Annotated in this window: 21 protein-coding genes; 12 read left to right on the forward strand and 9 right to left on the reverse strand. The window is 68.1% G+C overall.

Annotation, left to right across the window (positions count from 1 at the left end; all coding sequences use genetic code 11):
- Nucleotides 1–36: 36 nt before the first annotated feature.
- From DNK52_RS15495 to DNK52_RS15505, 3 genes are all read left to right on the forward strand, one after another.
- Nucleotides 37–342, forward strand: a complete 306-nt coding sequence (locus DNK52_RS15495) for an STAS domain-containing protein (RefSeq protein ID WP_110242027.1) — start codon at nucleotides 37–39, stop codon at nucleotides 340–342.
- Nucleotides 343–428: 86 nt separating this feature from the next.
- A complete protein-coding gene (locus DNK52_RS15500) occupies nucleotides 429–2,438 on the forward strand; it encodes a protein meaA (protein WP_110241948.1) in 2,010 nt (669 codons plus the stop codon).
- Nucleotides 2,439–2,553: 115 nt separating this feature from the next.
- On the forward strand, nucleotides 2,554–2,760 hold the full coding sequence (locus DNK52_RS15505) for a hypothetical protein (RefSeq protein WP_110241949.1): 207 nt from the start codon (nucleotides 2,554–2,556) through the stop codon (nucleotides 2,758–2,760).
- Between the two features lie 29 nt (nucleotides 2,761–2,789).
- Here DNK52_RS15505 and nucS read toward each other — a convergent pair whose 3' ends face one another.
- Nucleotides 2,790–3,473: an endonuclease NucS gene (nucS, locus tag DNK52_RS15510; protein ID WP_110241950.1), complete on the reverse strand. Its 684-nt coding sequence runs from the start codon at nucleotides 3,471–3,473 to the stop codon at nucleotides 2,790–2,792.
- A gap of 129 nt (nucleotides 3,474–3,602) precedes the next feature.
- Here nucS and DNK52_RS15515 point away from each other — a divergent pair, with 129 nt between their 5' ends.
- From DNK52_RS15515 to DNK52_RS15525, 3 genes are all read left to right on the forward strand, one after another.
- Nucleotides 3,603–4,784: a 3-hydroxyacyl-CoA dehydrogenase family protein gene (locus DNK52_RS15515; RefSeq protein ID WP_110241951.1), complete on the forward strand. Its 1,182-nt coding sequence runs from the start codon at nucleotides 3,603–3,605 to the stop codon at nucleotides 4,782–4,784.
- Between the two features lie 109 nt (nucleotides 4,785–4,893).
- Nucleotides 4,894–5,679, forward strand: a complete 786-nt coding sequence (locus DNK52_RS15520) for a hypothetical protein (RefSeq protein WP_110241952.1) — start codon at nucleotides 4,894–4,896, stop codon at nucleotides 5,677–5,679.
- A complete protein-coding gene (locus DNK52_RS15525) occupies nucleotides 5,676–6,485 on the forward strand; it encodes an alpha/beta fold hydrolase (RefSeq protein WP_110241953.1) in 810 nt (269 codons plus the stop codon). The genes DNK52_RS15520 and DNK52_RS15525 overlap by 4 nt, the downstream gene beginning before the upstream one ends.
- On the opposite strand, the gene DNK52_RS15530 is transcribed toward DNK52_RS15525, so the two are convergent.
- The 3 genes from DNK52_RS15530 to mce form a co-directional block, all read right to left on the reverse strand.
- Nucleotides 6,460–7,725, reverse strand: coding sequence for a coiled-coil domain-containing protein (locus DNK52_RS15530; protein ID WP_110241954.1), 1,266 nt, complete (start codon nucleotides 7,723–7,725; stop codon nucleotides 6,460–6,462). The two genes, DNK52_RS15525 and DNK52_RS15530, sit on opposite strands and share 26 nt — an antisense overlap.
- Nucleotides 7,726–7,885: 160 nt before the next feature.
- Nucleotides 7,886–9,226, reverse strand: coding sequence for a crotonyl-CoA carboxylase/reductase (gene ccrA / locus DNK52_RS15535; protein ID WP_110241955.1), 1,341 nt, complete (start codon nucleotides 9,224–9,226; stop codon nucleotides 7,886–7,888).
- 127 nt (nucleotides 9,227–9,353) lie between these two features.
- Complete coding sequence (mce, locus tag DNK52_RS15540; RefSeq protein ID WP_110241956.1) at nucleotides 9,354–9,806, reverse strand: methylmalonyl-CoA epimerase; 453 nt, start codon at nucleotides 9,804–9,806, stop codon at nucleotides 9,354–9,356.
- A 124-nt stretch (nucleotides 9,807–9,930) separates the two neighbouring features.
- Between mce and DNK52_RS15545 the strand changes: the two genes are divergently transcribed.
- The 4 genes from DNK52_RS15545 to DNK52_RS15555 all read left to right on the forward strand — a co-directional run bounded on the left by DNK52_RS15545 (nucleotide 9,931) and on the right by DNK52_RS15555 (nucleotide 12,972).
- Nucleotides 9,931–11,124 carry an acetyl-CoA C-acetyltransferase gene (locus tag DNK52_RS15545; RefSeq protein WP_110241957.1) on the forward strand — a complete coding sequence of 398 codons (1,194 nt, stop codon included), beginning with the start codon at nucleotides 9,931–9,933 and terminating at the stop codon, nucleotides 11,122–11,124.
- Nucleotides 11,125–11,132: 8 nt separating this feature from the next.
- On the forward strand, nucleotides 11,133–12,104 hold the full coding sequence (gene meaB / locus DNK52_RS15550; protein ID WP_110241958.1) for a methylmalonyl Co-A mutase-associated GTPase MeaB: 972 nt from the start codon (nucleotides 11,133–11,135) through the stop codon (nucleotides 12,102–12,104).
- A gap of 123 nt (nucleotides 12,105–12,227) precedes the next feature.
- Nucleotides 12,228–12,398 (forward strand): hypothetical protein, encoded by a 171-nt coding sequence (locus DNK52_RS16065; protein WP_162598808.1) that lies wholly within the window; start codon nucleotides 12,228–12,230, stop codon nucleotides 12,396–12,398.
- A gap of 52 nt (nucleotides 12,399–12,450) precedes the next feature.
- Nucleotides 12,451–12,972 carry a PH domain-containing protein gene (locus DNK52_RS15555; RefSeq protein WP_338036731.1) on the forward strand — a complete coding sequence of 174 codons (522 nt, stop codon included), beginning with the start codon at nucleotides 12,451–12,453 and terminating at the stop codon, nucleotides 12,970–12,972.
- A 17-nt stretch (nucleotides 12,973–12,989) separates the two neighbouring features.
- Here DNK52_RS15555 and DNK52_RS15560 read toward each other — a convergent pair whose 3' ends face one another.
- Both DNK52_RS15560 and DNK52_RS15565 read right to left on the reverse strand, forming a co-directional pair.
- Nucleotides 12,990–13,742: an SDR family NAD(P)-dependent oxidoreductase gene (locus DNK52_RS15560; protein WP_110241959.1), complete on the reverse strand. Its 753-nt coding sequence runs from the start codon at nucleotides 13,740–13,742 to the stop codon at nucleotides 12,990–12,992.
- Between the two features lie 182 nt (nucleotides 13,743–13,924).
- Nucleotides 13,925–15,994 (reverse strand): ATP-binding protein, encoded by a 2,070-nt coding sequence (locus tag DNK52_RS15565; protein ID WP_110241960.1) that lies wholly within the window; start codon nucleotides 15,992–15,994, stop codon nucleotides 13,925–13,927.
- A gap of 100 nt (nucleotides 15,995–16,094) precedes the next feature.
- On the opposite strand from DNK52_RS15565, the gene DNK52_RS15570 reads away from it, so the two are divergent.
- Entirely contained in the window at nucleotides 16,095–17,054 is a 960-nt protein-coding gene (locus DNK52_RS15570) for a tetratricopeptide repeat protein (protein ID WP_110241961.1), read from the forward strand.
- Between the two features lies 1 nt (nucleotide 17,055).
- Here the strand turns inward: DNK52_RS15570 and ppdK are convergent, their stop codons facing one another.
- Genes ppdK through DNK52_RS15585 form a run of 3 tightly spaced genes read right to left on the reverse strand, consistent with a single transcriptional unit; the run spans nucleotide 17,056 to nucleotide 21,166 of the window.
- The gene (gene ppdK / locus DNK52_RS15575) at nucleotides 17,056–19,719 is read right to left on the reverse strand and encodes a pyruvate, phosphate dikinase (protein WP_110241962.1); all 2,664 of its coding nucleotides are present in this window, start codon (nucleotides 19,717–19,719) and stop codon (nucleotides 17,056–17,058) included.
- A 50-nt stretch (nucleotides 19,720–19,769) separates the two neighbouring features.
- Nucleotides 19,770–20,594 (reverse strand): NUDIX hydrolase, encoded by an 825-nt coding sequence (locus DNK52_RS15580; RefSeq protein ID WP_239455731.1) that lies wholly within the window; start codon nucleotides 20,592–20,594, stop codon nucleotides 19,770–19,772.
- A 53-nt stretch (nucleotides 20,595–20,647) separates the two neighbouring features.
- A complete protein-coding gene (locus DNK52_RS15585; protein WP_110241963.1) occupies nucleotides 20,648–21,166 on the reverse strand; it encodes a DoxX family membrane protein in 519 nt (172 codons plus the stop codon).
- A 161-nt stretch (nucleotides 21,167–21,327) separates the two neighbouring features.
- On the opposite strand from DNK52_RS15585, the gene DNK52_RS15590 reads away from it, so the two are divergent.
- Nucleotides 21,328–22,107 carry an enoyl-CoA hydratase/isomerase family protein gene (locus DNK52_RS15590; RefSeq protein WP_110241964.1) on the forward strand — a complete coding sequence of 260 codons (780 nt, stop codon included), beginning with the start codon at nucleotides 21,328–21,330 and terminating at the stop codon, nucleotides 22,105–22,107.
- Nucleotides 22,108–22,114: the final 7 nt, after the last annotated feature.

The following is a 22,114-nucleotide window of genomic DNA, read 5'->3' on the forward strand; positions in this document are numbered from 1 at the left end:
GGGGCCGGCGATTCGGGCGTCGGAAGGGGTGGAGACATGCAGATTGTCACCAGTGGGGCCACGTTGTACCTCGTAGGGGATTTCGACGTACGCAGCACCGGCGTCGTGCGAGACGCCATCTACAGCAGTTTTGCCGGCAGTGATTCGGTGGTCGTGGACCTCTCGGGCGTCGAGGTGGTCGACGTGACCGCTCTGCGGGTCCTCGCCATGGCGACACGTCATGCGACCCGCCGCGGCGCCCACCTGACCCTGCGCGGATGCGGTCCGTCGGTGCGGCGCATGCTGCACATCTCTCGGCTGATCCGCGCCGTCGAGGTCGAACGCGAACGCGCAATCGCGTGAGGCCGCCGCGGTCGGCTGACCGCTGAGTGGTATTTCCCACTGCGAGACTCGTTCCGGCGTGTGTCCGTGGGGTTTAACATTCGGGCATGACTGAGCCCCAGCACGCCAAGGACCGCCCGTGGGTCATGCGCACCTACGCCGGCCACTCGACGGCTGCCGCGTCCAACGCGCTGTACCGGACCAACCTGGCCAAGGGCCAGACAGGTCTGTCCGTCGCGTTCGACCTGCCCACCCAGACCGGATACGACCCTGATTCGCCGCTCAGCCGCGGAGAGGTCGGAAAGGTCGGCGTCCCGGTGCCCCACCTGGGCGAGATGCGCCGCTTGTTCGAGGACATCCCGCTCACTGCGATGAACACCTCGATGACCATCAACGCCCCGGCGATGTGGATGCTGGCGCTCTACCAGGTCGCCGCGGAGGAGCAGAACCCGGACCTGGACCCCACCGAGGTCGCGGCTCAGCTCGCCGGCACCACCCAGAACGACATCATCAAGGAGTACCTGTCCCGCGGCACGTACGTCTTCGGTCCGGAGCACTCGCTGCGCCTCACCGCCGACATGATCGCGTACACGGTCAACCTGATCCCCAAGTGGAACCCGATCAACATCTGCAGTTACCACCTGCAGGAGGCCGGAGCCACCCCCACCCAGGAGCTCGCCTACGCGCTCTGCACGGCCATCGCGGTGCTCGACCGCGTCAAGGAGACCGGTCAGGTCTCCGACGCCGACTTCGAGAAGGTCGTCGGTCGCATCTCCTTCTTCGTGAACGCCGGCGTCCGTTTCATCGAGGAGACCTGCAAGATGCGCGCTTTCGTGCAGTTGTGGGAAGAGATCACCGTTGAGCGCTACGGCGTCCAGGACCCCAAGATGCGCCGCTTCCGTTACGGGGTCCAGGTCAACTCCCTGGGTCTGACCGAGGCGCAGCCGGAGAACAACGTCCAGCGCATCGTGCTCGAGATGCTCGGAGTCACGCTGAGCAAGAACGCGCGGGCCCGCGCGGTCCAGCTGCCGGCCTGGAACGAGGCCCTCGGCCTTCCGCGTCCTTGGGACCAGCAGTGGTCCCTGCGCCTGCAGCAGGTGCTTGCCTTCGAGTCCGACCTCCTCGAGTACGAGGACATCTTCGACGGCAGCCACGTCATCGAGGCCAAGGTGGCCGACCTCGTCGCCGGTGCCCGGGCCGAGATGGACAAGGTCCAGGCCATGGGTGGTGCGATCGCAGCCGTCGAGTCGGGTTACATGAAGTCCGAGCTGGTCTCTGCCCACGCTGCGCGCCGCTCGCGGATCGAGAACGGTGACGAGATCATCGTCGGCGTCAACAAGTTCGAGACGACTGAGCCCTCGCCCCTCACCGCCGACCTCGACGGAGCAATCCAGAAGGGCGACCCGGCGGCCGAGCAGGCCGCCCTGGACAGCGTCGCGGCCTGGAAGGACGCGCGTGACGAATCAGCCGTGCAGGAGGCCTTGAGTCGCCTGGCTGCCGATGCCAAGACCGACGTCAACCTGATGGACGCCACCTTGGCTGCCGCCCGTGCCGGTGCGACCACGGGGGAGTGGGCCGGGACCCTGCGCGAGGTGTTCGGTGAGTTCCGTGCGCCCACCGGCGTCTCCGGTGCGGTGGGCGTGGCCGAGGCTGGTGCGGACCTGACCTCCGTACGCCAGCGGGTCACCGCCACCGGTGATGAGCTGGGCGGGCGTCTGCGCCTTCTGGTGGGCAAGCCGGGCCTCGACGGGCACAGCAACGGGGCCGAGCAGGTCGCCGTACGGGCCCGGGACGCCGGTTTCGAGGTCATCTACCAGGGGATTCGCCTCACCCCGGAGCAGATCGTTTCCGCTGCGGTGGCCGAGGACGTGCACTGCGTCGGGCTCTCGATCCTCTCCGGGTCGCACATGGAACTGGTCCCTGCCGTGCTCGACGGTCTCCGTGAGGCCGGGTTGGAGGACCTGCCCGTCATCGTGGGCGGCATCATCCCGGAGTCGGACGGTCGGGCCCTGGAGGCGCAGGGTGTGGCTGCGGTCTACACGCCGAAGGACTTCGGGCTCACCGAGATCATGGACGGCATCGTCGACGTCATTCGTCGGGCCAACGGCCTGGCCTGAGCACGAACTGGCTGTCCACAGGGCCCCGTCCACGCAGGTGGACGAGGCCCTGTGGGGCTGTTCCGGAGTCCGGTTTGAAGGTAAGGCATGCCTTACTCCGTGCTAGGGTCGTCCCATGGGCAAGGGAAAGCAGGGGAAGTCGGCCGTCGCCAAACTCCCCAAGAAGAAGTGCTGTGAGTCGAAGTCTCGCTGCGGACGCTGCCCCCTGCGCATGCTGAAGGAGGGCACCCTGCCCGCGGGTTACACCGTTCACAAGCGCAAGTTGATGAAGGTCGGCGAAGTGCCGGCTGCCTCGAAGAAGAAGAAGAAGAAGGCCGCCTGACCTTCGTCGGCGCCCGCCCGGGGCCACGGTCAGAAGAGGCGGTGCTCCGAGTCGTCCATTCCGCGCAGGGCGTCGTAGTCGATGACAGCGCAGGTGATTCCCCGGTCTTCGGCCAGCACGCGAGCCTGGGGCTTGATCAGTTGCGCCGCGAAGACGCCGCGCACCGGCCCCTTGGCGGTCAACAGCGGATCGCGGTTGAGCAGCTCCAGGTAGCGAGTCAGCTGCTCGACACCGTCGATCTCTCCCCGGCGCTTGATCTCGACGGCGACTGAGAGCCCGGTGGAGTCACGACACATCAGGTCGACCGGACCGATGGCGGTGGGGAACTCACGTCGTACCAGGGTCAGACCGTCGTTGATCGTCTGCGGATGCTCCGCCAGCAACTCCTGTAGATGCTTCTCGACTCCGTCCTTCTGCAGTCCGGGGTCGACCCCGAGCTCGTGACGGGAGTCGTGGTGGATCTCCGTCAGCAGGATCCGCAGTGTGTCTCCCGCTTTGGACGTGACGACCCATTCGGGGTGTCCGTCCTCGTCGAGGCCCTCGCGCACGGTGCACGGTGGGGACATCCAGTTGAGCGGCTTGTACGAGCCGCCGTCACTGTGTACCAGCACGGATCCGTCGGCCTTGATCATCAGGACGCGGGTGGCCAGGGGGAGGTGGGCGGTCAGTCGGCCGGCGTAGTCGACCTGGCAGGTGGCAACGACAAGTCTCACGGGCAGGCAATCTACCGGGTGGGCGCCGCAGCGGTGCACCGTGCCTGCGCCCGGCGTGTGGTGTGCATCTCGCGGGGACTCTGCGATTGCCTCTTGTTACCACTGGGTAAGAAAGGCATAGTGCCTCCCATGACTGAGAGCGCTCCTGGCACCGAGATCACCAACGACCTGATCATGCCCTACCTGAACCATGCCATCCGTATGTACGCCGAGGGGTACGCCTCCCACGCGGACATCGATGCCGCGATGCGTTTTGGTTGCGGATACCCGGTCGGTCCGCTGACCGCCACGGAGCAGATCGGCCTGGCAGAGGTCCGCGACCTGCTCGCTGCCCAGTACGCGGTCACCGGTGACGAGCTGCACAAGCCCGCCGCCCTGCTGGAGAAGCTGGTCAGCGATGGTGCCACGACACTCTCGGTCCCGGGTGCGAGCGACGAGGCAGCCGCCCCCGAGTTGCGCCACGAGATTCGCAAGGTCGGGGTGGTCGGCACCGGCACGATGGCCGCCGGCATTGTCGAGGTCTTCGCCAAGGGTGGATTCGACGTCGTCTACGTCGGGCGCAGCCAGGAGAAGTTGGACGGCGTGGTCTCCGGGATCACCCGCTCGCTCGACAAGGCGATCTCTCGCGGCAAGCTCACCGAGGACGGCAAGACCGAGGTGCTCGACCGGCTGACGGGCGCGACCAGCCGCGAGGACCTCGCGGACGTGGACCTCGTGGTCGAGGCGATCGCCGAAGACCTGCAGATCAAGAACGAGCTCTTCGCCGACCTCGACCGGATCACCAAGCAGGGTGCCATCCTGGCCACGACGACCTCCTCGCTCCCGATCACGACGCTGGCCCGTGCCACGTCACGCCCCGAATGGGTCATCGGGATGCACTTCTTCAACCCGGCTCCCGTGATGAAGCTGGTCGAGGTCGTCACCACCGAGCAGACCGATCTGGCCGTGGACGAGACCGTCAGGGCACTGTGCTCGACGCTGGGCAAGGTGGCGGTCTCCTGTGGGGACCGCGCCGGCTTCATCGTCAACGCCCTGCTTTTCCCCTACCTCAACGACGCCGTCAAGATGCTGGAGTCGGGCCGCGCGGAGATGAGCCAGATCGACGCCGAGGTGAAGGAGCAGGTCAAGCTGCCCCTGGGCCCCTTCGAACTGCTCGACGTCGTCGGCAACGACGTGTCGCTCGCCATCCAGAAGGAGTTGCACACCGAGTTCAAGCACGACGGCTTCGCTCCCGCCCCGATGCTGGAGGAGGTCGTCGCCCAGGGCCGCCTCGGTCGCAAGACCAAGCACGGCTTCCACGACTACCGCTGATGTCTCTGCGATCCCGCCCACGCGCTCGACGTGGGCGGGATCGGCCATTTCAGCCAGTTCCCCCGACTCCTCACTGCCGGCCCCTTCGTGCCTGACCTAGGCTGGAGACATGGTTGAACTCCTGGTGGTGGCGCTCATCGTGGGTGGGGCCCTGTGGGCCGTCGTCCGGGCCTCGAACAAGTCCAAGGCCCGAGCCCTCGAGCGGGCAGAGGCGGAGTTGGCTCCGGTACGCCGACTGGTCGAGGAGGACATCACTGCCCTCGGCGTCGAGCTGCAGGACCTGGACATCGACGTGGCCGGTCACAGCCTCGATGCCGGCGCCCACTCCGACTACCAACGAGCCCTGGACGCGTACGAGGCCGCCAAGGTCGCCGCAGCCCAGCTGACGGCCCCAGAGCAGGTCAGGAACGTGACCGAGATCCTCGAGGACGGTCGCTACGCCATGGCGTGCGTACGGGCGCGAGTGGTTGGCGATGCGCTCCCGTCACGCAGGCCACCCTGCTTCTTCGATCCCCGGCACGGGCTCTCCGTCGCTGACGTGTCATGGACCCCGCCGGGCGGCGCGCCCCGCGACGTCCCGGCCTGTGCGCTGGACATCGAACGGGTCCGCGCCGGGGCCGAGCCCGACATCCGCAAGGTCATGGTGGGGTCGCAACGGGTTCCCTACTGGCAGGGCGGGCGGGCGTACCAGCCGTACGCCGCCGGATACTACGGGGGTTTCGGGCCCATGCAGTGGATGTTCATGGGAGTGCTCTTCAGCGGTGGCCTGGACGGTTTCGGCGACGCCGTGGGTGGCATCGGCGAGGGCATCGGGGACGCGATCGGCGGTATCGGTGAGGGCATGGGGGACGCCTTCGGTGGTCTCGGAGACCTCTTCGACGGTTTCGACCTGTGAGCGGCCCATCCACTGAACCCCTGCACACGGTCAGCCTGGGGGACTCCGGTCCACCGGTCGTCTTCTGCCACGGACTCTTCGGTCAGGGACGCAACTGGACCCAGATCGGGAAGGAATTGGCAGACGATCACCGGGTCCTCCTGGTCGACCTGCCCAACCACGGCCAGTCACCGTGGACGGAGTCCGTGGATCTTGTGGACGACGCCGACCGCCTTGCCGAACTGATCAGGCCACTGGGCCCGGTCGCGTTGGTGGGGCACTCCATGGGCGGCAAGGTGGCGATGTTGACGGCCTTGCGTCATCCGGACCTGGTCGAGCGCCTCGCGATCGTGGACATCTCCCCGGTGACCTACGACAGCAAAGACGAGTTCGCGGGGTACATCGACGCGATGACCGCTCTCGACCTGGACGCGATCGAGCGGAGGTCGGACGCTGACGCCCGGCTGCGGCAGGCAGTGCCGATCCCCATGGTGCGCAGTTTTCTGCTCCAGAACCTGCGACGGAGCGATGAGGGGTGGCGCTGGCAACTGAATCTGCCCGTGCTCCGTGCTGCCCTCGACGACATCGGCGGCTGGCACGAGGAGTGGACCCAGGACAGTGAGCCGTACGACGGGCCCACGTGGTGGATCGCCGGCGCGAACTCGGCCTACGTGCAGGACGAGTACGCGCCGGCGATGGAGGCGCTCTTTCCGAGGGTGCGGCGGGTCACCGTCAAGGAGGCCGGGCACTGGGTGCACTCCGAGCGCCCGGACGTCTTCGTCCAGGTGCTGGAGCAGTTCCTCAGCTCTGGTCGTCGTCCTCGCTGAACCCTGCGACCACGTCGCGCAGGGCACCCAACTGCGCGGTGATCGCGTCACGACGCTTGCCCATGCGATCGACCTCTGAACGCAGGGCAGCGAGCTCGCGCTCGGCGTCCGCGTGACCGCTGGCGGCGATGGCCTCAGCCTGGGTCTTCGCCGACGTCACGATCTGCTGGGCCTCGCGACGGGCGCGCACCACGAGCGCCTCGGCCTCCGTCTGGGCCTGCTGACGCTTGGCGGCGGCCTGGGTCATCGCTTCACGGGCTCGGGTCTCGGCGGCGGTGGCGCGCTCCTCGGCCTCCTTGACCAGACGTGCAGTCTCCGCAGTGGCGTTGCTGTGGTGCTCCGAGGCCTCGCGAGCCAGACGCTCCTTCTCCACGGCCAGGGTGCGACGGGCCTCCTGGACCTCGCGATCGGCCGCAGCGCGGGACTGCTCGGCTTCCCGGGTGGCGGTGGTGCGCAGGTCCTGGGTCTCCTGCTGTGCGGCCAGACGGAGCTGCTCCGCCTCCCGCTTGGCCGATGCGCGCAGGTCCTCGGCCTCGGAGACGGCCAGCGCTCGCTCCTGCTCGGCGTCGGCCAGGACTCGTACGCGGGAGTCCTCGAGCTCCTTCAGCTGCACGACCCGCATGTCCTCGGCCTCGCGGGATGCCTCGGCCCGGATGGCCCGGGCGTCGCGCTGCGCCTGCTCCCGGATCTCCTCGGCCTCGCGCACCGCGGCGGCCCGCACGTCAGCGGCCTCGTCCTCGGCCAGCCGGAGCATGGAGGCTGCCCGACCGCCCAGGCCCGCGTACGTCGGCTTCTCGGACTCGTCGAGGGACGCGCGCGTCTGCTCGAGCTCGGTCTCGAGCGCAGTTGTCCTGGCGAGGGCCTGCTGCACACGGGCGTTCAGGTCGGCGATGGCCGCGCTGTTGGACTGCAGGAACCTGTCGACGGCGTCCTTGTCGTAGCCGCCTCGTCGTACGAGCGGAAGCGACGGGACAGCGGGACCTGACGTGGCCGGCGCACCGGTGGCCGGGGTCGGCGTCACGGGACGTGCGGGCTGGGCAGCGGCGGCCGCCGGGCGAGTCGTGGCGACCTTGACCGGGTTGGCCGCAGGAGTGGCTCGGGTCACTGTGGGGATGGCTCGGGTGGGGGCATTCTCGGACTCGGCGGAAGAGGGTTTGACCTTCACCCGCTGGGTCTCCACGGAGTCGTTGGAAGCCTCCGGTTCAGCGTCAAAGATGGACAGGCCCTCGTCGCGGCTCATGTATGAGGACACCCTTTCAGGATTCATCGGTGGGATCGTTCCGGCTCTTCGTCAAGTGTGACTGATGGGAAAAACAAACACACCCCGCATCGCCAACTTGGGACCACGAAGTTGGGCGGTGCGGGGTGTGCGAGGTGGAACGGTGCCGCAGGAGGCTTGATCAGACTCCGCGGAAGCGGTTGAGCGCTTCGAGGTGTTCGGCGCGCATCTCCTGGTTGCGCACGCCCTGGCCCTCCTCGGGAGCGAGGCAGAGCACGCCGACCTTGCCCTGGTGGGCGTTCTTGTGGACGTCGAGGGAAGCCTGGCCGACCTCGTCGAGGGAGTAGGTCTTCGACAGTGTCGGGTGGATCTTGCCCTGGGCGATGAGGCGGTTGGCCTCCCACGACTCGCGGTAGTTGGCGAAGTGGCTGGAGATGATGCGCTTGAGGTTCATCCACAGGTAGCGGTTGTCGTACTCGTGCATGTAGCCCGAGGTGGAGGCGCAGGTGGTGATCACCCCGCCCTTGCGGGTGACGAAGACCGAGGCGCCGAAGGTCTCACGGCCCGGGTGCTCGAAGACGATGTCGATGTCTTCGCCGCCGGTGAGCTCGCGGATCTTGGAGCCGAGGCGCTTCCACTCCTTGGGGTCCTGCTTGGTGCCCTCTTCGTTCCAGAACTTGTAGTTCTCCTCGGAGCGGTTGATGATCAGCTCCGCGCCCATGGAGCGGGCGATGTTGGCCTTTTCCTCGTTGGAGACCACGCAGATCGGGTTGGCACCGCCGTTGAGGGCGTACTGGGTGGCGAAACCGCCGAGGCCACCGGAGGCGCCCCAGATCAGGACGTTGTCGCCCTGCTTCATGTTGCCGCCGTTGGCGGAGACGAGCTGGCGGTAGGCGGTGGCGTTGACCAGGCCGGGGGCCGCGGCCTCTTCCCAGGTGAGGTGCTCAGCCTTGGGCATGAGCTGGTTGGCCTTGACCAGGGCCACATGAGCGAGTCCACCGAAGTTGGTCTCGAAGCCCCAGATGCGCTGCTCGGTGTCGAGCATCGTGTCGTTGTGGCCGTCGGGGCCCTCGAGGTCGACCGAGAGGCAGTGCGCGACCACGCGGTCGCCGGCCTTCCAGCGCTGGACGCCGGGTCCGGTCTGGAGGACCACGCCGGAGAGGTCGGAACCGACCACGTGGTACGGCAGGTCGTGGCGCTTGCCGAGGTCGGAGCTCCGTCCCAGGCGCTCGAGGAAGCCGAAGGTGGAGACGGGCTCGAAGATCGAGGTCCACACGGTGTTGTAGTTGATGGCCGAGGCCATCACGGCGACGAGGGCTTCTCCGGGGCCGAGCTCCGGCATCGCGACGTCGTCGATGTGCAAGGACTTGCGCGGGTCCTTGTCGCGGCTCGCCATGCCCTCGAACATGTTCGCGTCCTCCTTCTTCACGAAGGCGGCACGGTAGTGGTCGGGCAGTTCGAGGTTGGCGAAGTCATCGGACGTCGCGCTGTCGGACTGGATGGCTTCGAGGATCTTCTGCACGGGGTGTCTCCTAGGAGGCTCAGGGCGTTCCGGTGAAGGTTACGTGTCAGTAACCCTGTCGGGAAGGGCTGTGCGCCACTTCACACCCTGAGCGCCCAGGGCGTGGCGGGTGTCGGCGGGGTGAAAGTCAGTGGGCCGCGTGCGCAGCCGGCTCGACCAGCTCGACCAGCACGCCGCCGGCGTCCTTCGGGTGCACGAAGTTGATGCGCGAGTTCGCGGTACCGCGCTTGGGGGCGTCGTACAGGAGTCGGACGCCGCGCTCGCGCAGGATGGCGCTGACGGCGTCGACGTCGGTGACCCGGTAGGCCAGCTGCTGCAGGCCCGGCCCGGACCGTGTGAGGAACTTGGCGATGGTCGACTCCTCGTTGAGGGGAGCGAGCAGCTGGATGAATGAGCCGGACTCGCCCACCGCGACCATGGCCTCTCGGACGCCCTGCTCCTCGTTGGTCTCACTGTGGGCGACCTCCATGCCGAAGACATCGCGGTAGAGCGCGATCGCCTCGTCGAGGTCAGGGACCGCGATGCCGACGTGGTCGATGGCGGTGAAGAGGTGGGCGGGGATCTCCAACGATGCGTTCATGGCTACATGTTCGCCCCGCCCCGGTGGACACGGACACCGGGTCCACATCCGGGACACCCGAAGGGGGCGCGGGGGTGGCGACTAGGCTCGGTCCATCAGCTTGTCCACCAGGAGGCCATCACCCATGTCAGGCATCACTTCAGTCATCGTTGCAGGCGCGCGCACCCCCATCGGTCGACTCCTTGGAGGGCTCAAGGACCAGAGCGCCGCAGATCTCGGTGGCGTGGCCATCGCAGGCGCGCTCGAGAAGGCCGGCGTGTCCGGTGAGCAGGTCGAGTACGTGGTCATGGGTCACGTCATCCAGGCGGGCACAGGCCAGATCACCGCTCGTCAGGCCGCGGTCAAGGGCGGCATCCCGATGGGTGTCCCGGCCCTGACCATCAACAAGGTGTGCCTCTCCGGCATCAACGCCATCGCCTTGGCCGACCAGTTGATCCGTGCTGGCGAGCACGAGATCGTCGTGGCCGGTGGCATGGAGTCGATGACCCAGGCCCCGCACCTGCTCCAGAAGTCCCGTGAGGGCTTCAAGTACGGCGACACCGCTCTGGTCGACTCGATGGCCTACGACGCGCTCTTCGACCAGTTCACCGACCAGGGCATGGGCAACCTCACCGAGTCCTGCAACCAGGCCGGCGCCAGCCTCTCCCGCGAGGAGCAGGACGCTTTCTCGGCCCAGTCGCACCAGCGTGCCGCAGAGGCCTGGAAGAACGGCGTCTTCGCCGACGAGGTCGTGCCGGTGACCATCAAGTCACGCCGTGGCGACACGGTCGTCTCCACCGACGAGGGCGTGCGGGGCGACACCACGACCGAGTCGTTGAGCGGTCTGCGTCCGGCCTTCGCCAAGGACGGCACCATCACCGCAGCCTCCTCGTCGCAGATCTCCGACGGCGCTGCCGCTGTCGTCGTGATGAGCAAGGCCAAGGCCGAGGAACTGGGCCTCACCTGGCTCGCCGAGATCGGCGCCTCCGGCCAGGTTGCCGGGCCCGACTCCACGCTCCAGTTGCAGCCGGCCAACGCCATCAAGAAGGCTGCCGAGAAGGAGGGCATCGCCGTCGCGGACATCGACCTCTTCGAGCTCAACGAGGCCTTCGCCGCCGTCGGCATCGAGTCCGCGCGCGCGCTCGGCGTCTCCGAGGACAAGGTCAACGTCAACGGTGGCGCAATCGCCCTCGGACACCCCGTGGGCATGTCCGGTGCCCGCATCGTGCTGCACCTGGCGCTCGAGCTCCAGCGCCGTGGTGGCGGCGTCGGTGCCGCTGCTCTGTGTGGTGGAGGCGGTCAGGGCGACGCCCTGATCGTCCGGGTCCCGAAGGCCTGATCGCACCAATGAACGTGCAGACCGGGGGCCGACGCCGCGAGGTGTCGGTCCCCGATCTCGTCTCCAGGGCGAGAGCGGGCCAACAGGCTGCAGTGGCGCGCCTGATCTCCTTGGTCGAGCAGGCTTCTCCGGCCCTGTCAGAGGTGATGGCCGCCGTGGCACCGCTCACGGGCCACGCACACGTGGTGGGGCTCACGGGGTCGCCGGGTGTGGGGAAGTCGACCACCACCAATGCGTTGGTGGGAGAGCTGCGTCAACGGGGTCTGCGTGTAGCGGTCCTGGCTGTCGACCCGTCGTCCCCCTTCTCCGGCGGTGCGCTCCTGGGCGATCGGGTGCGGATGGCGGACCATGCCCAGGACCCGGATGTGTTCATCCGCTCCATGGCTTCGCGCGGTCACCTCGGAGGGCTCTCCTGGGCAGCACCCCAGGCCATTCGAGTCCTCGACGCGGCGGGCTTCGACGTGGTCCTCGTCGAGACCGTGGGTGTGGGGCAGAGCGAGGTCGAGATCGCAGGATTGGCGGACACGACGATCGTGCTGCTGGCTCCTGGCATGGGTGACGGCATCCAGGCGGCCAAGGCCGGCATCCTGGAGATCGGGGACCTGTACGCGGTCAACAAGGCGGATCGCGACGGGGCCGACGTCGTGCGCCGCGAGATTCGCACCATGTTGTCGATGGCCGCTCGCCCCGAAGGAGCGTGGAAGCGACCGGTGCTCAAACTGGTTGCCCGGTCCGGGGACGGCATGGCGGCCCTCGTCGACGCCCTCGACCAGCACCGCGCCTGGTTGGACTCGAGTGGCGACCTGGTTCGGCGGCGTACGGCCCGAGCACGGCGGGAGGTGGAGGCCGTGGCGATGGAGTCCCTGCGCTCGCGCTGGGCCCGGGTGGGGGAGGCGGACATGCTCGAGGAGCTCTCGCTGGCGGTGGCCCAAGGACGACTCGACTCGCACACGGCGGCGCAGCGGCTGCTGGCGGAGTGATCCTCCCCAGTTCCTCGCCCCACGAGCAGACACGCGGCAGCGGCGGGCGCGCCTGCTGGGTGCGGGCCGTGCCACCTGATAGAAATGTCTGGACCTGTGACCTGACCGAAGGGAGCTTTGAGGATGAAGGCCAAGAAAGTCATTCTCCTCGTGCTGCTCGGCTTCCTCATCTTCTGGCTCTTCTCGGACCCGACGGGTCTGGCGAACTCAGGGGAGTCGCTGGCGGCGGACGCGTGGGACCTGTTGATCTCTCTCTTCGAGGCGATCCTCGACTTCGTGAGGGCCTTGGGGTGACCATGGGGTCCGGGGCCGCTGGGGGAAGGGGCGCCACCGCCCCGTGTGCGTCGTGGGTCTGATCTCAGGACTCATCGATCCCGACATCGGTCAGTACCTCCTGCGAGAGGAGGGCGAAGTCGTCGTCGACGAGGTGCGACACCACTGGGTGGCATACGTGCGCGCGTCCCTGGAGTACCTCGCGGGAGCGCTGCTCCTGCTCCTCGTGCCCTTCGCGCACGTCGACATCGCCTGGTTGCCCATGGTGCTGTGGCTGCTGCTCTGGAGCCACGCCACCTGGCTGGCGTTGGGGGTGCACATGGATCGCTTCGTGATCACCAACATGCGGGTGTTTCGCGTCAAGGGTGTGCTGGACCGTCAGGCGGCCACCATGCCGCTGTCGAGGATCCTCGACATCACGGTCAGCAAACCGATTCTGGGGCGTCTGACCGGCTACGGCCACTTCTGCTTCGAGTCAGCTGCGCAGGAGCAGGGGCTGCGCGACATCCGTTTCGTGAGTCGACCCAATGAGCGGGACCAAGCCATCCAGCGAGTCGTGCAGCGCTCGGGCCTCCGTGGCCCGAGGCCGAACTAGACCACGCCCCCAGCAGATCAGCGACGAACCGACGCGTGCAGGGTCTGGCCGCTGAGCGTCGAGGCGCCCGCGCTGGCCAGGAACAGTGCGACCGGGGCGATCTGCTCGTCGGCGACTTCGCGGGCTACGCGCAGCCTGGTCAGCAGAGCACCGGTGTCAGGGGAGACCCCCGACTCGAACATCTCGCCCTTCTGCTGGGACGGCACGGTGACCTGGGTGGGGGAGAGCACGGTGTTGACCCGTGCGCCGATGCGGGACCAGGCGCGTCCGGCTTGGGCGGTCTGGGCGCGCAACTCACTCTCCGCGTCGGCCGCGCTCAGCGTGAGCTCCAGCCACGCCAGCGAGTGGGACGTGTGGATGACAGCGCCACCGCCCGGAGTCGGGGAGGCGCAGAGACGGTGGCGGAGCTGCTGGGTGAGTCGTTGGGGTCCCACGAACCCGAGCCGGGCCGAGTGGCACAGGAACTCACGCTCATGAGCGTCCAGGCTGGTGGACAGGCGGGCGCCAGCGGCGTTGACCAGGACATCGACCGAGCCGATGCGATCGACGAAGGAGTCGATGGCCTCGCTGTTGGCCAACTGCAGCTGGTGGTAGTCGAACGGTGACAGATCGGCGTCGTACAGCGACGGAAGGATCTTGGTGCCGGTGACGGAGACCCGGGCGCCCGCAGAGACGAATCCCTGAGCCACGGCCAGCCCGAGGCCGCGCGTGCCCCCGCTGACCAGGACGTGACGGCCGGTGAAGTCGAACCCGAAGTCGATCGCTGACATTCTTCCCCCCAAGGAAGGTCGCCGGGCAGGTTGCTCAGGCCTGCTCAGCAAGAGTTTTGCGTCCGCTGGCGGCAGGTAGCGGACAACCTATTTCTATCACCGTGGGGTGCCGATGTGAAGGGTCGTGTCAGCCACTGAACCTGTTTCGAGCAGGGGTCCAGACCACCGCTGGTGGGGCTGCGTCAGCTGCGCGGGACGGGTGTGGCCAGAGTGAAGCTGAACGTGCTGCCCACCCCGTCCGGCCCGTCGGTGACGGTGATGTGCCCCCCGTGCCGCTCCACCACTCGGGCACAGATGGAGAGGCCGAGTCCCGTTCCTGCGTATCCGGGGCGGTCGAGCCGGTAGAAGCTGTCGAAGATGCGCTTGCGGAACTCCCGCGGGATGCCCAGGCCGTTGTCCGTGATGTCCACCCGGATGCGTCCCTGGTGGGGCGTGGTGGTGACCCGTACGTGCGGGACGGTGTCCGGGGCCACGTACTTGACGGCATTCGCGACGAGGTTGTCGAGGAGCTGGCGCAGCAGCACTACGTCCGCCAGCACCATGTGTGAGGCCGCCACCTCGATGTGAGGTGCTGTCTGGCCGTTCCGCGCCGCCGACGTGTGGGCCCCCGCGACCTCGTTGACCAGGGTGCCCAGATCCACCGGGGCCAGCCGCAGGGTGTGGTCACGAGCGATCGTGTAGGAGAGGAGCTCGGTGATCAGGGTCCGCATGGTGTGCGCGGCAGTGCTGATGCGGTGCACCATCGGGAGCACCTGCCGGGACTCGACCTCCGCGTGCTCTGCCAGCTCGGACTCCAGCATCTCGGACCACCCCTCGATCACCGTGAGGGGATTCTTCAGGTCGTGGGCCACCTCACCGGCGAAGGCCGAGAGGGCTGTGGTGTGAGCATGCTCCTCGGTCATGTCTGCCAGCGTCAGCAGTACTTCGCGTCCATCGGTGCCACCGGCCATCAGGTGGGCGGTGACACGGAGAAACCGCTCGCCGGCCCCGTCCTCATCGATGACACGGAATTCCTCGCCGGTGACGTGCTCACCGCCCAGGGCACGGACATGGGGCAGAGCCGCCGGATCCAACTCGGTCCCATCGGGGGAGGTGACTCGCTCGAGGTGCAGGTCCTCCACCGTCGCCACGGTGCTGGCGACGTCCAGGAGTCGGAGTGCTGCGGCGTTGGCCACCATGATCTCGCCGGACTCCTTGAGGTGCAGGACCCCGGCGGTGCTGGTGGCGAGCAGCCGGTTCATGAGCTCGGCCCGGCCGTGGGCCTCCTGTTCGGCGATCCGGAGTCGAGTGCTCAGCAGAGACAGGAAGAGAGTCGTGGCGAAGAGCACCGTGAAGAAGGTCTGGGCCAGGAATGCGGCCATCACCGCGGTGTCGACCTGCGCGAACCGGCCGTAGCCGTTGAGCGTGAAACCAATCATCACCAGCCCCGTCGCGAGCGCGTACGTGGCAGCAGGCAGGGGAGCGAAGCGGGCACCGACCCACGTGGCGGGGATGAAGAGTAGGAACGAGATCGGCAGGTCGGGGGAGTTCACCTGGGAGAGCACCATCAGGGCGATGGTCAGGGCGCCCACGCCCGACACCTCGAGAGCCCGACGCCGGAGATAGAAGGGGTGTGTGGAGCGGTCCTGGTGCGAGGAACCTCCCCAGGCCTGCCGGCCCAGCGAGGCCAGCAGTAGGTAGCCGGTGCTGACGACCGCGAAGATCGCAGTGACTCCGCGCGACCATCGATGGATGACCGTGTGCCACTGGGAGAGGTCAGTGAGGGTGTCCAGAGCGGCGAGGCTGATCACGGTGTCCACCAGGCTGGCGACCACCGCAGCGGCACCGATCGTCGCGAACGTCGAGACCGACCGCACGGCGGTCCCGGCGAACGGGGCGCTGCCCAGGCTCGTCCACCGGTGCAGAATCCACCGGAAGACGAGCGCCATGACGATGGCACCGATGGCTCTGCCGAGCGAGTAGTCGAAGTCGGCTCCCGTGGTCACCGGGACGACCACTGCGGCTGCCGCCAGGACGGGGAGATCCAGCGGAAGGGATCGTTTCGTCGCCGTTGCGATCCACAAGGTCACCACCCCGGCTGAGGGCCACACAAGGCTGACCGCGTTGCCGGGGAGGCTGGAGGCGATGGCGATCCAGCTGGTGGTCAGGTAGACGGCCAGGTAGACGAGCGCCCGCAGGACGGTCTCGGTCCGGGAGCGTGGCCCGGCCAGGATGCTGGCGAGGCGGGCAGCGCGCCGGTTCCGAGTTTCCACGACTCAATCATCCTCGATCTGGCGCGGATCGGTGGCGTTCTTGCGGGGTCCGCCCCACCTTGGGTGTGCGCGCGTGGAGCGATCCGCGACAATGTGTCCCATGACGCAGCAGCCGTTCTCCCGTCCCGGTGCCATCGACCTCTCCGCGCTCAAGCGCCCGACGCCGGCCCAGCCGCCGGGTGGGAGTTCCACCTCCGGTGAGGCGGGGCCCCAGGGTGGCACGGGCGGTGTGGGTGGATCGGCGTACGCGGTCCTGGTGGACGAGCAGAACTTCCAGGGGATCCTCGAGGCGTCCATGGGTGCCGCTGTGCTCCTGGTCTTCTACTCGCAGTCCCGGATGCCCCAGAGCGTCGGGCTGGCCGAGGACATGCAGACTCTCTCGGACGAGTTCGAAGGACGTTTCCTGGTGGGCCTGGTCGACGTGGACGCAGTGCCCCAGATCGCGCAGGCCATGCAGATCCCGTCGATCCCCCTGGTGATCGCGGTGATCGACGGACGTCCCATGCCGCTCTTTCAGGACCTGGCCCCCCTCGACCAGTTGCGTGAAGCCCTGACCCAGGTCGGCCAGCAGCTCACCGGTCAAGGGATCACCGGCCGGCACCAGCCCCGCAGCACGGTGGTCGCTAGCGAGGACGGCGAGCCGGTCGTGGACCCCCGCTACGCCCCGGCCCAGGACGCCTTGGGAGAGGGCAACATCGAGTTGGCCGTGTCGGAGTACCAGAAGCTGGTGGATGCCAATCCGGCCGACGTCGAGGCTGCCGCGGGTCTGGCCATGGCGCAACTGCTGCTGCGCACCCAAGGTGTCGATCTGAACACAGCACGCGCAGCTGCCGCCGCTGCACCGGACAATCTCGACGCCCAGATCATGGTGGCTGACCTCGACATGCTGGGCGGCCACGTCGAGGACGCCTTCCACCGGTTGGTCGGGCTCGTGGCCAGGACCACGGGCGACGACCGTACGCGCGTGCGTGACCACCTCATCGGCCTCTTCGGTGCGGTGGGCAACGACGACCCGCGGGTGCTTCGAGGGCGTCAGAACCTGGCGTCCGCGCTCTTCTGAGTCAGTCGTTGGCCAAGGAGGCGCGGGCAGCCTCGAGGCGTGCCACCGGCACCCGGTACGGCGAGCAGGAGACGTAGTCGAGGCCGACCTCGTCGAAGAAGTGGATCGAGTGCGGGTCGCCGCCGTGCTCACCGCAGACGCCGAGATGGAGGGCCGGATTGGCGGCCCGGCCCTTCTCGGCAGCAGTCCGCACGAGTTGGCCCACGCCCTCCACGTCGAGTGACTCGAAGGGAGAGATCCCGAAGACGCCGTGCTCGATGTAGGTGGAGAAGAAGGACGCCTCCACGTCGTCGCGCGAGAATCCCCAGGTCATCTGGGTCAGGTCGTTCGTGCCGAAGGAGAAGAACTGGGCCGAGGGGGCGATCTCGTCAGCGGTCAGGGCGGCCCGGGGCAACTCGATCATGGTGCCGACCTTGTAGTCGATCTCCACGCCCAGTTCGTCGCTGACCTCACGGGCCACCTGCTCGATGCGGTGTCGGATCAGGTCGAGCTCGCGGACAGAGCCCACGAGCGGGACCATGATCTCGGGGCGGGCCGAACCCCCGGCCCGGGTCCGGGCGGCGGCGGCCTCGAGGATCGCACGGGCCTGCATCTCGAAGAGGCCCGGGATGACGATGCCGAGCCGGACACCGCGCAGGCCGAGCATCGGGTTCTGCTCGTGGAGGCGTTGGACGGCGGCGAGCAACTTGCGTTCGTGCCTCTTGCGGTGTCCTCGGGTGTCGGCGATGGCCAGTGCCACGGACAGCTCGGTGATATCGGGCAGGAACTCGTGCAGTGGCGGGTCGATCAGGCGGATGGTGACCGGCAGACCGTCCATCGACTCCAAGATCTTCTCGAAGTCACCTTTCTGCCGAGGCAGGAGCGCGGCCAACGCCTCCTGCTGCTCCTCGGCGCTCTCCGCGACGATCAGGTCCTCCACCAGTTGGCGGCGGTCGCCCAGGAACATGTGCTCGGTGCGGCACAGACCGATGCCCTGGGCGCCGAAACGGCGCGCCCGCTCGGCATCCTCGCCGGTGTCGGCGTTCGTACGCACCTGCATCCGGCGCAGCGTGTCGGCGTGCGCCATGATCCGGGCCACGGCATCGACCAGCTCGCCCTCGACGTCCTCACCCTCGAAGTGGCGGACCACGGCCGAAGGGCTCACCGGGACAGCCCCGTCGAAGATCTCGCCGGTGGAGCCGTCGATGGAGATCAGGTCACCCTCGCGGATGGTCTTCGAGTCGCGGACGGTGAACTGACCGGTCTTCGTGTCGACGTCGAGCGCTTCGGCGCCGCACACACACGTACGCCCCATGCCGCGGGCGACGACCGCTGCGTGCGAGGTCTTGCCACCGCGGCTGGTCAGGATGCCTTTGGCGACCATCATTCCGTGGAGGTCCTCCGGTGAGGTCTCCTTCCTGACCAGGATCACGTCCTCGCCCCGATCGGCCCACTCGACGGCAGTCCGCCAGTCGAAGACGGCCCGGCCGACGGCTGCGCCGGGGGAGGCGTTCATCCCGGTCGCCAGCAGGGTGCGCTCGGCCGTCGCATCGAAACGCGGAAACATGAGCGAGGCCAACTGGTCGCCGGTGACACGCTGGACCGCCTCGTCCCAGTCGATCAGACCCTCGTCAGCCATGTGGGCGGCGATCCTGAAGGCGGCCTCGGGAGTGCGCTTGCCGACCCGGGTCTGCAGCATCCAGAGCTTGCCGTGCTCAACGGTGAACTCGATGTCACACATGTCCCGGTAGTGCTTCTCGAGCTTCTCCATGTGGGCGATCAACTCGTTGTGCGACTTCTGGTCGATCTCCGCGAAGTCGGCGAGCGAGACGGTGTTGCGAATTCCCGCGACCACGTCCTCGCCCTGTGCGTTCTGCAGGTAGTCGCCGTAGACGCCCTGGTCCCCGCTCGCGGGGTCACGGGTGAAGGCAACGCCGGACCCTGAGGTCATGCCACCGTTGCCGAAGACCATCGCCTGGACGTTGACGGCGGTGCCGAGGTCCTCGGGGATGCGCTCCTGACGGCGGTAGAGCACGGCACGGTCGGTGTTCCAGGAGTTGAAGACCGCGTGCACGGCCAGGTCCAGCTGGCGGCGGGGCTCCTGGGGGAACTCGACCTCGGCCTGCTCGCGGATGATGCCCTGGAAGGTCTCGACGAGCTCCTCGAGGTCCTCAGCGGCCAGAGCCAGGTCGTCCTCGGTGCGTCGGGCCTTCTTCAGTGCGTCCAGAGCGTCGGAGAAGTGGTCCGAGTGGACACCCAGCACCGTGCTGCCGAACATCTGGAGGAGACGACGGTAGGAGTCGTACGCAAAACGCCGGTCCCCGGTGAGGTCGGCCAGCCCCTCCACGGAGCGGTCATTGAGACCGACATTGAGGACTGTCTCCATCATGCCCGGCATCGAGAACTTCGCACCGCTCCGTACGCTGACCAACAACGGGTCGGTCGGGTCGCCGAGACGTCGACCCATGGCGGCCTCGAGCGCGGCGAGGCGCTCGGTCACCTGGTCCTCAAGCCCTTCGGGGTCGCCACCCTGGCGCAGGTAGGCGCGACAGGCCTCCGTCGAGATCGTGAAGCCGGGTGGGACGGGGAGGCCGAGATTGGTCATCTCCGCCAGGTTGGCTCCCTTGCCACCGAGCAGGTCTTTCTGGTCCTTGTTGCCGTCCGCGAAATCTGTGACCCACATCATGGACCTATGTAACCCCAGTCCGGTCCGAACAGCACCTCTCGGGTGTCGGGTCAGGGCTGTGGGAGAGGGGCGTCGAGCGACCGGTCCACCTCGGGGCGACGATGCCCGGACTCGGTGAAGCAGGCTCCGCTGGCAACGGCCTCAAGAGCTGCCGCCACCCGCCTGGCGGTGAAGTCGGCAGTGTTGTCACGCACCTCCTGCATCGTGCAGAACCTCATCGCACGGATCTCCCGCTCCTCACGCACGATGCGCTGCAGGAGCGAGGCGTCGTGGACCCCGCCGTCGAAGACGAAGCACACAGCGTCGTCCCACCCGCTCCAGGCCGGCAACCAGTCGGCCACGAGCAGGCGTCCGGCGGGAAGGTCGAGCTGCAGCTCCTCCTGGATCTCACGGGTCACGCCCGTGCGGGGGGACTCGCCGACCTCGACGACACCCCCGGGAAGGTCCCAGTCAGGCTTGTAGGTCAGTTCGCACATCAGGACCCGGTCATCCGGGTCGCGCACGAGCATCTGCCCGATGGCACGTTTGCGGGGTAGAAAGGAGTTCAGCAGGGCCCGAAACCCTCCCGGCTCGCTGATCGGGGGATCCGTGGCCAGTCGGGCGTACATGATTCGGTCGTGGTGGTGGCCGTCCTCGACGTGGCCCCCGCGCATCAGGCCCTCGCGCTGCAGTCCCGCCCACGTGGCGATCCGTTGGGCGACTTCGTCCTCGGGGTCGACCAAGGCCTCCACCCGACCGTGGTCATGCAGCCCTCTCGCCACCAGCGTGGCGACGTGGGCAGTGGCCTCACGAAAACCCTCGTGGGCGATGTCGGCAGGCCACCACACGCGAGCCACCCCGGGACGGGTGGTGGTCAGGCTGGGTGGCAGGGTCACCGCTCCACCCTATCCACCGAGCCCACCGCCTCCTGCGGCGTCCGGAAGAGGAATCACCCCAAGGACTTGGCAGCCAACTTGGCCTCGAGCGTCGCCTCCTTGGTGAGGTGCTTGGCTTCGCGTCGTACGTCGGAGGCGGCCCTGCGAGCCCGCCAGGCCAACCCGGGACGGCCCTCGGTGTCCACGGAGGCGAGCAGGAGTCCGCCCACCAGGCTTGCGCTGCGGGCCGCGTGCGCCACATCGATGCCCCCGGCTCCGGAGCCGCCGCCGGACCTACGGCTGGCGAGGAGCGTCGGCGCCAAGGTGGCGCCCAACACGGCGGCCGAGAGTCGAGGTGCCTTGCCGAGCGCGAGGGCACCGGCGGCGCTGAGCTGCACCGCGGCCGCGATGCGGGCCAGGACCGTCGGGTCCTGGGGGAGGGGGAGTCCAGCGCTCTGCGCCACGGCGACCAGGCGATCCACGTGGGGGCGGATCTCCTCGGCGGCGGGGCGGGGATCCCTGAGTACCTGGATGCTTCCGACGAGGAAGGCGCTGCTGAGGAGTGGGCGGGCGACGCGTCGTGAAATGGCCATGCCCCCTCCCTACCCCGATGGACGGTGATGCACACACCCGGCGCTCCGCAGTTGTCCCTGCGCGAGGGGACACGGGTGCAACCGGCGCCCAGATCGCTCGGGCTAGGCTCGCCCGCAGGTCGGCACCGACGTCCGGCCTCAGTCGACGTGCAGGAGTGGTCATGGGTGAGTTCGTCAGTCTTCAGGTGAGCGACGGAGTCGGCACGATCCGCCTGGACCGGCCCAAGATGAACGCTCTGGACAAGCAGGTGCAGGAGGAGATCCGCACCGCCGCCGCCGAGGCGACCGAGCGGGACGACGTCAAGGCAGTTGTCGTCTGGGGAGGCGAGCGCGTCTTCGCCGCGGGCGCGGACGTGAAGGAGATGGCCCAGATGTCGCACGCCGACATGGTCAAGCGCTCCGCCGGGCTCCAGTCGGCCTTCACCTCGGTGGCAAGGATCCCCAAGCCGGTCGTCGCGGCCATCAACGGCTATGCCCTCGGCGGTGGTTGCGAGCTGGCACTGTGCGCCGACGTCCGGTTCGCCGCCGAGAACGCCGTCCTCGGGCAGCCCGAGATCCTGCTCGGCATCATCCCGGGGGGTGGAGGGACCCAGCGCCTGACGCGTCTCGTCGGCCCGTCCCGGGCGAAGGAGTTGATCTTCACCGGTCGCTTCGTGAAGGCCGAGGAAGCGCTGGCGATCGGTCTGGTCGACCGGGTGGTCGCCGCCGACGAGGTCTACGGCCAGGCCGTCGAATGGGCCTCCCAGTTCGCGCAGGGGGCCTCGCTCGCCGTGCGCGCGGCCAAGGAGTCAATCGATCGGGGGCTGGAGGTCGACCTGGAGACAGGTCTGGAGATCGAGCGCCAGCAGTTCGCGGCACTCTTCGCCACGGCCGACAGGACGATCGGCATGGACTCCTTCGTGGAGCACGGCCCCGGCAGGGCCGAATTCGTGGGCCACTGAGGACGAC

It is taken from the genome of Nocardioides gilvus, from assembly GCF_003194605.1.
Taxonomy (GTDB): domain Bacteria; phylum Actinomycetota; class Actinomycetes; order Propionibacteriales; family Nocardioidaceae; genus Nocardioides; species Nocardioides gilvus.

Excerpts from the sequence above, each read along its gene's own strand:
- DNK52_RS16065 (WP_162598808.1), top strand. The coding sequence starts at position 12,228 with ATGAAGGCCAAGAAAGTCATTCTCCTCGTGCTGCTCGGCTTCCTCATC.
- DNK52_RS15495 (WP_110242027.1), top strand. The coding sequence starts at position 37 with ATGCAGATTGTCACCAGTGGGGCCACGTTGTACCTCGTAGGGGATTTC.
- DNK52_RS15530 (WP_110241954.1), bottom strand. The coding sequence starts at position 7,725 with ATGAGCCGCGACGAGGGCCTGTCCATCTTTGACGCTGAACCGGAGGCT.
- DNK52_RS15590 (WP_110241964.1), top strand. The coding sequence starts at position 21,328 with ATGGGTGAGTTCGTCAGTCTTCAGGTGAGCGACGGAGTCGGCACGATC.
- ppdK (WP_110241962.1), bottom strand. The coding sequence starts at position 19,719 with ATGATGTGGGTCACAGATTTCGCGGACGGCAACAAGGACCAGAAAGAC.
- DNK52_RS15520 (WP_110241952.1), top strand. The coding sequence starts at position 4,894 with ATGGTTGAACTCCTGGTGGTGGCGCTCATCGTGGGTGGGGCCCTGTGG.
- DNK52_RS15505 (WP_110241949.1), top strand. The coding sequence starts at position 2,554 with ATGGGCAAGGGAAAGCAGGGGAAGTCGGCCGTCGCCAAACTCCCCAAG.
- DNK52_RS15500 (WP_110241948.1), top strand. The coding sequence starts at position 429 with ATGACTGAGCCCCAGCACGCCAAGGACCGCCCGTGGGTCATGCGCACC.
- meaB (WP_110241958.1), top strand. The coding sequence starts at position 11,133 with ATGAACGTGCAGACCGGGGGCCGACGCCGCGAGGTGTCGGTCCCCGAT.
- mce (WP_110241956.1), bottom strand. The coding sequence starts at position 9,806 with ATGAACGCATCGTTGGAGATCCCCGCCCACCTCTTCACCGCCATCGAC.
- DNK52_RS15515 (WP_110241951.1), top strand. The coding sequence starts at position 3,603 with ATGACTGAGAGCGCTCCTGGCACCGAGATCACCAACGACCTGATCATG.
- DNK52_RS15560 (WP_110241959.1), bottom strand. The coding sequence starts at position 13,742 with ATGTCAGCGATCGACTTCGGGTTCGACTTCACCGGCCGTCACGTCCTG.
- DNK52_RS15570 (WP_110241961.1), top strand. The coding sequence starts at position 16,095 with ATGACGCAGCAGCCGTTCTCCCGTCCCGGTGCCATCGACCTCTCCGCG.
- DNK52_RS15585 (WP_110241963.1), bottom strand. The coding sequence starts at position 21,166 with ATGGCCATTTCACGACGCGTCGCCCGCCCACTCCTCAGCAGCGCCTTC.
- DNK52_RS15545 (WP_110241957.1), top strand. The coding sequence starts at position 9,931 with ATGTCAGGCATCACTTCAGTCATCGTTGCAGGCGCGCGCACCCCCATC.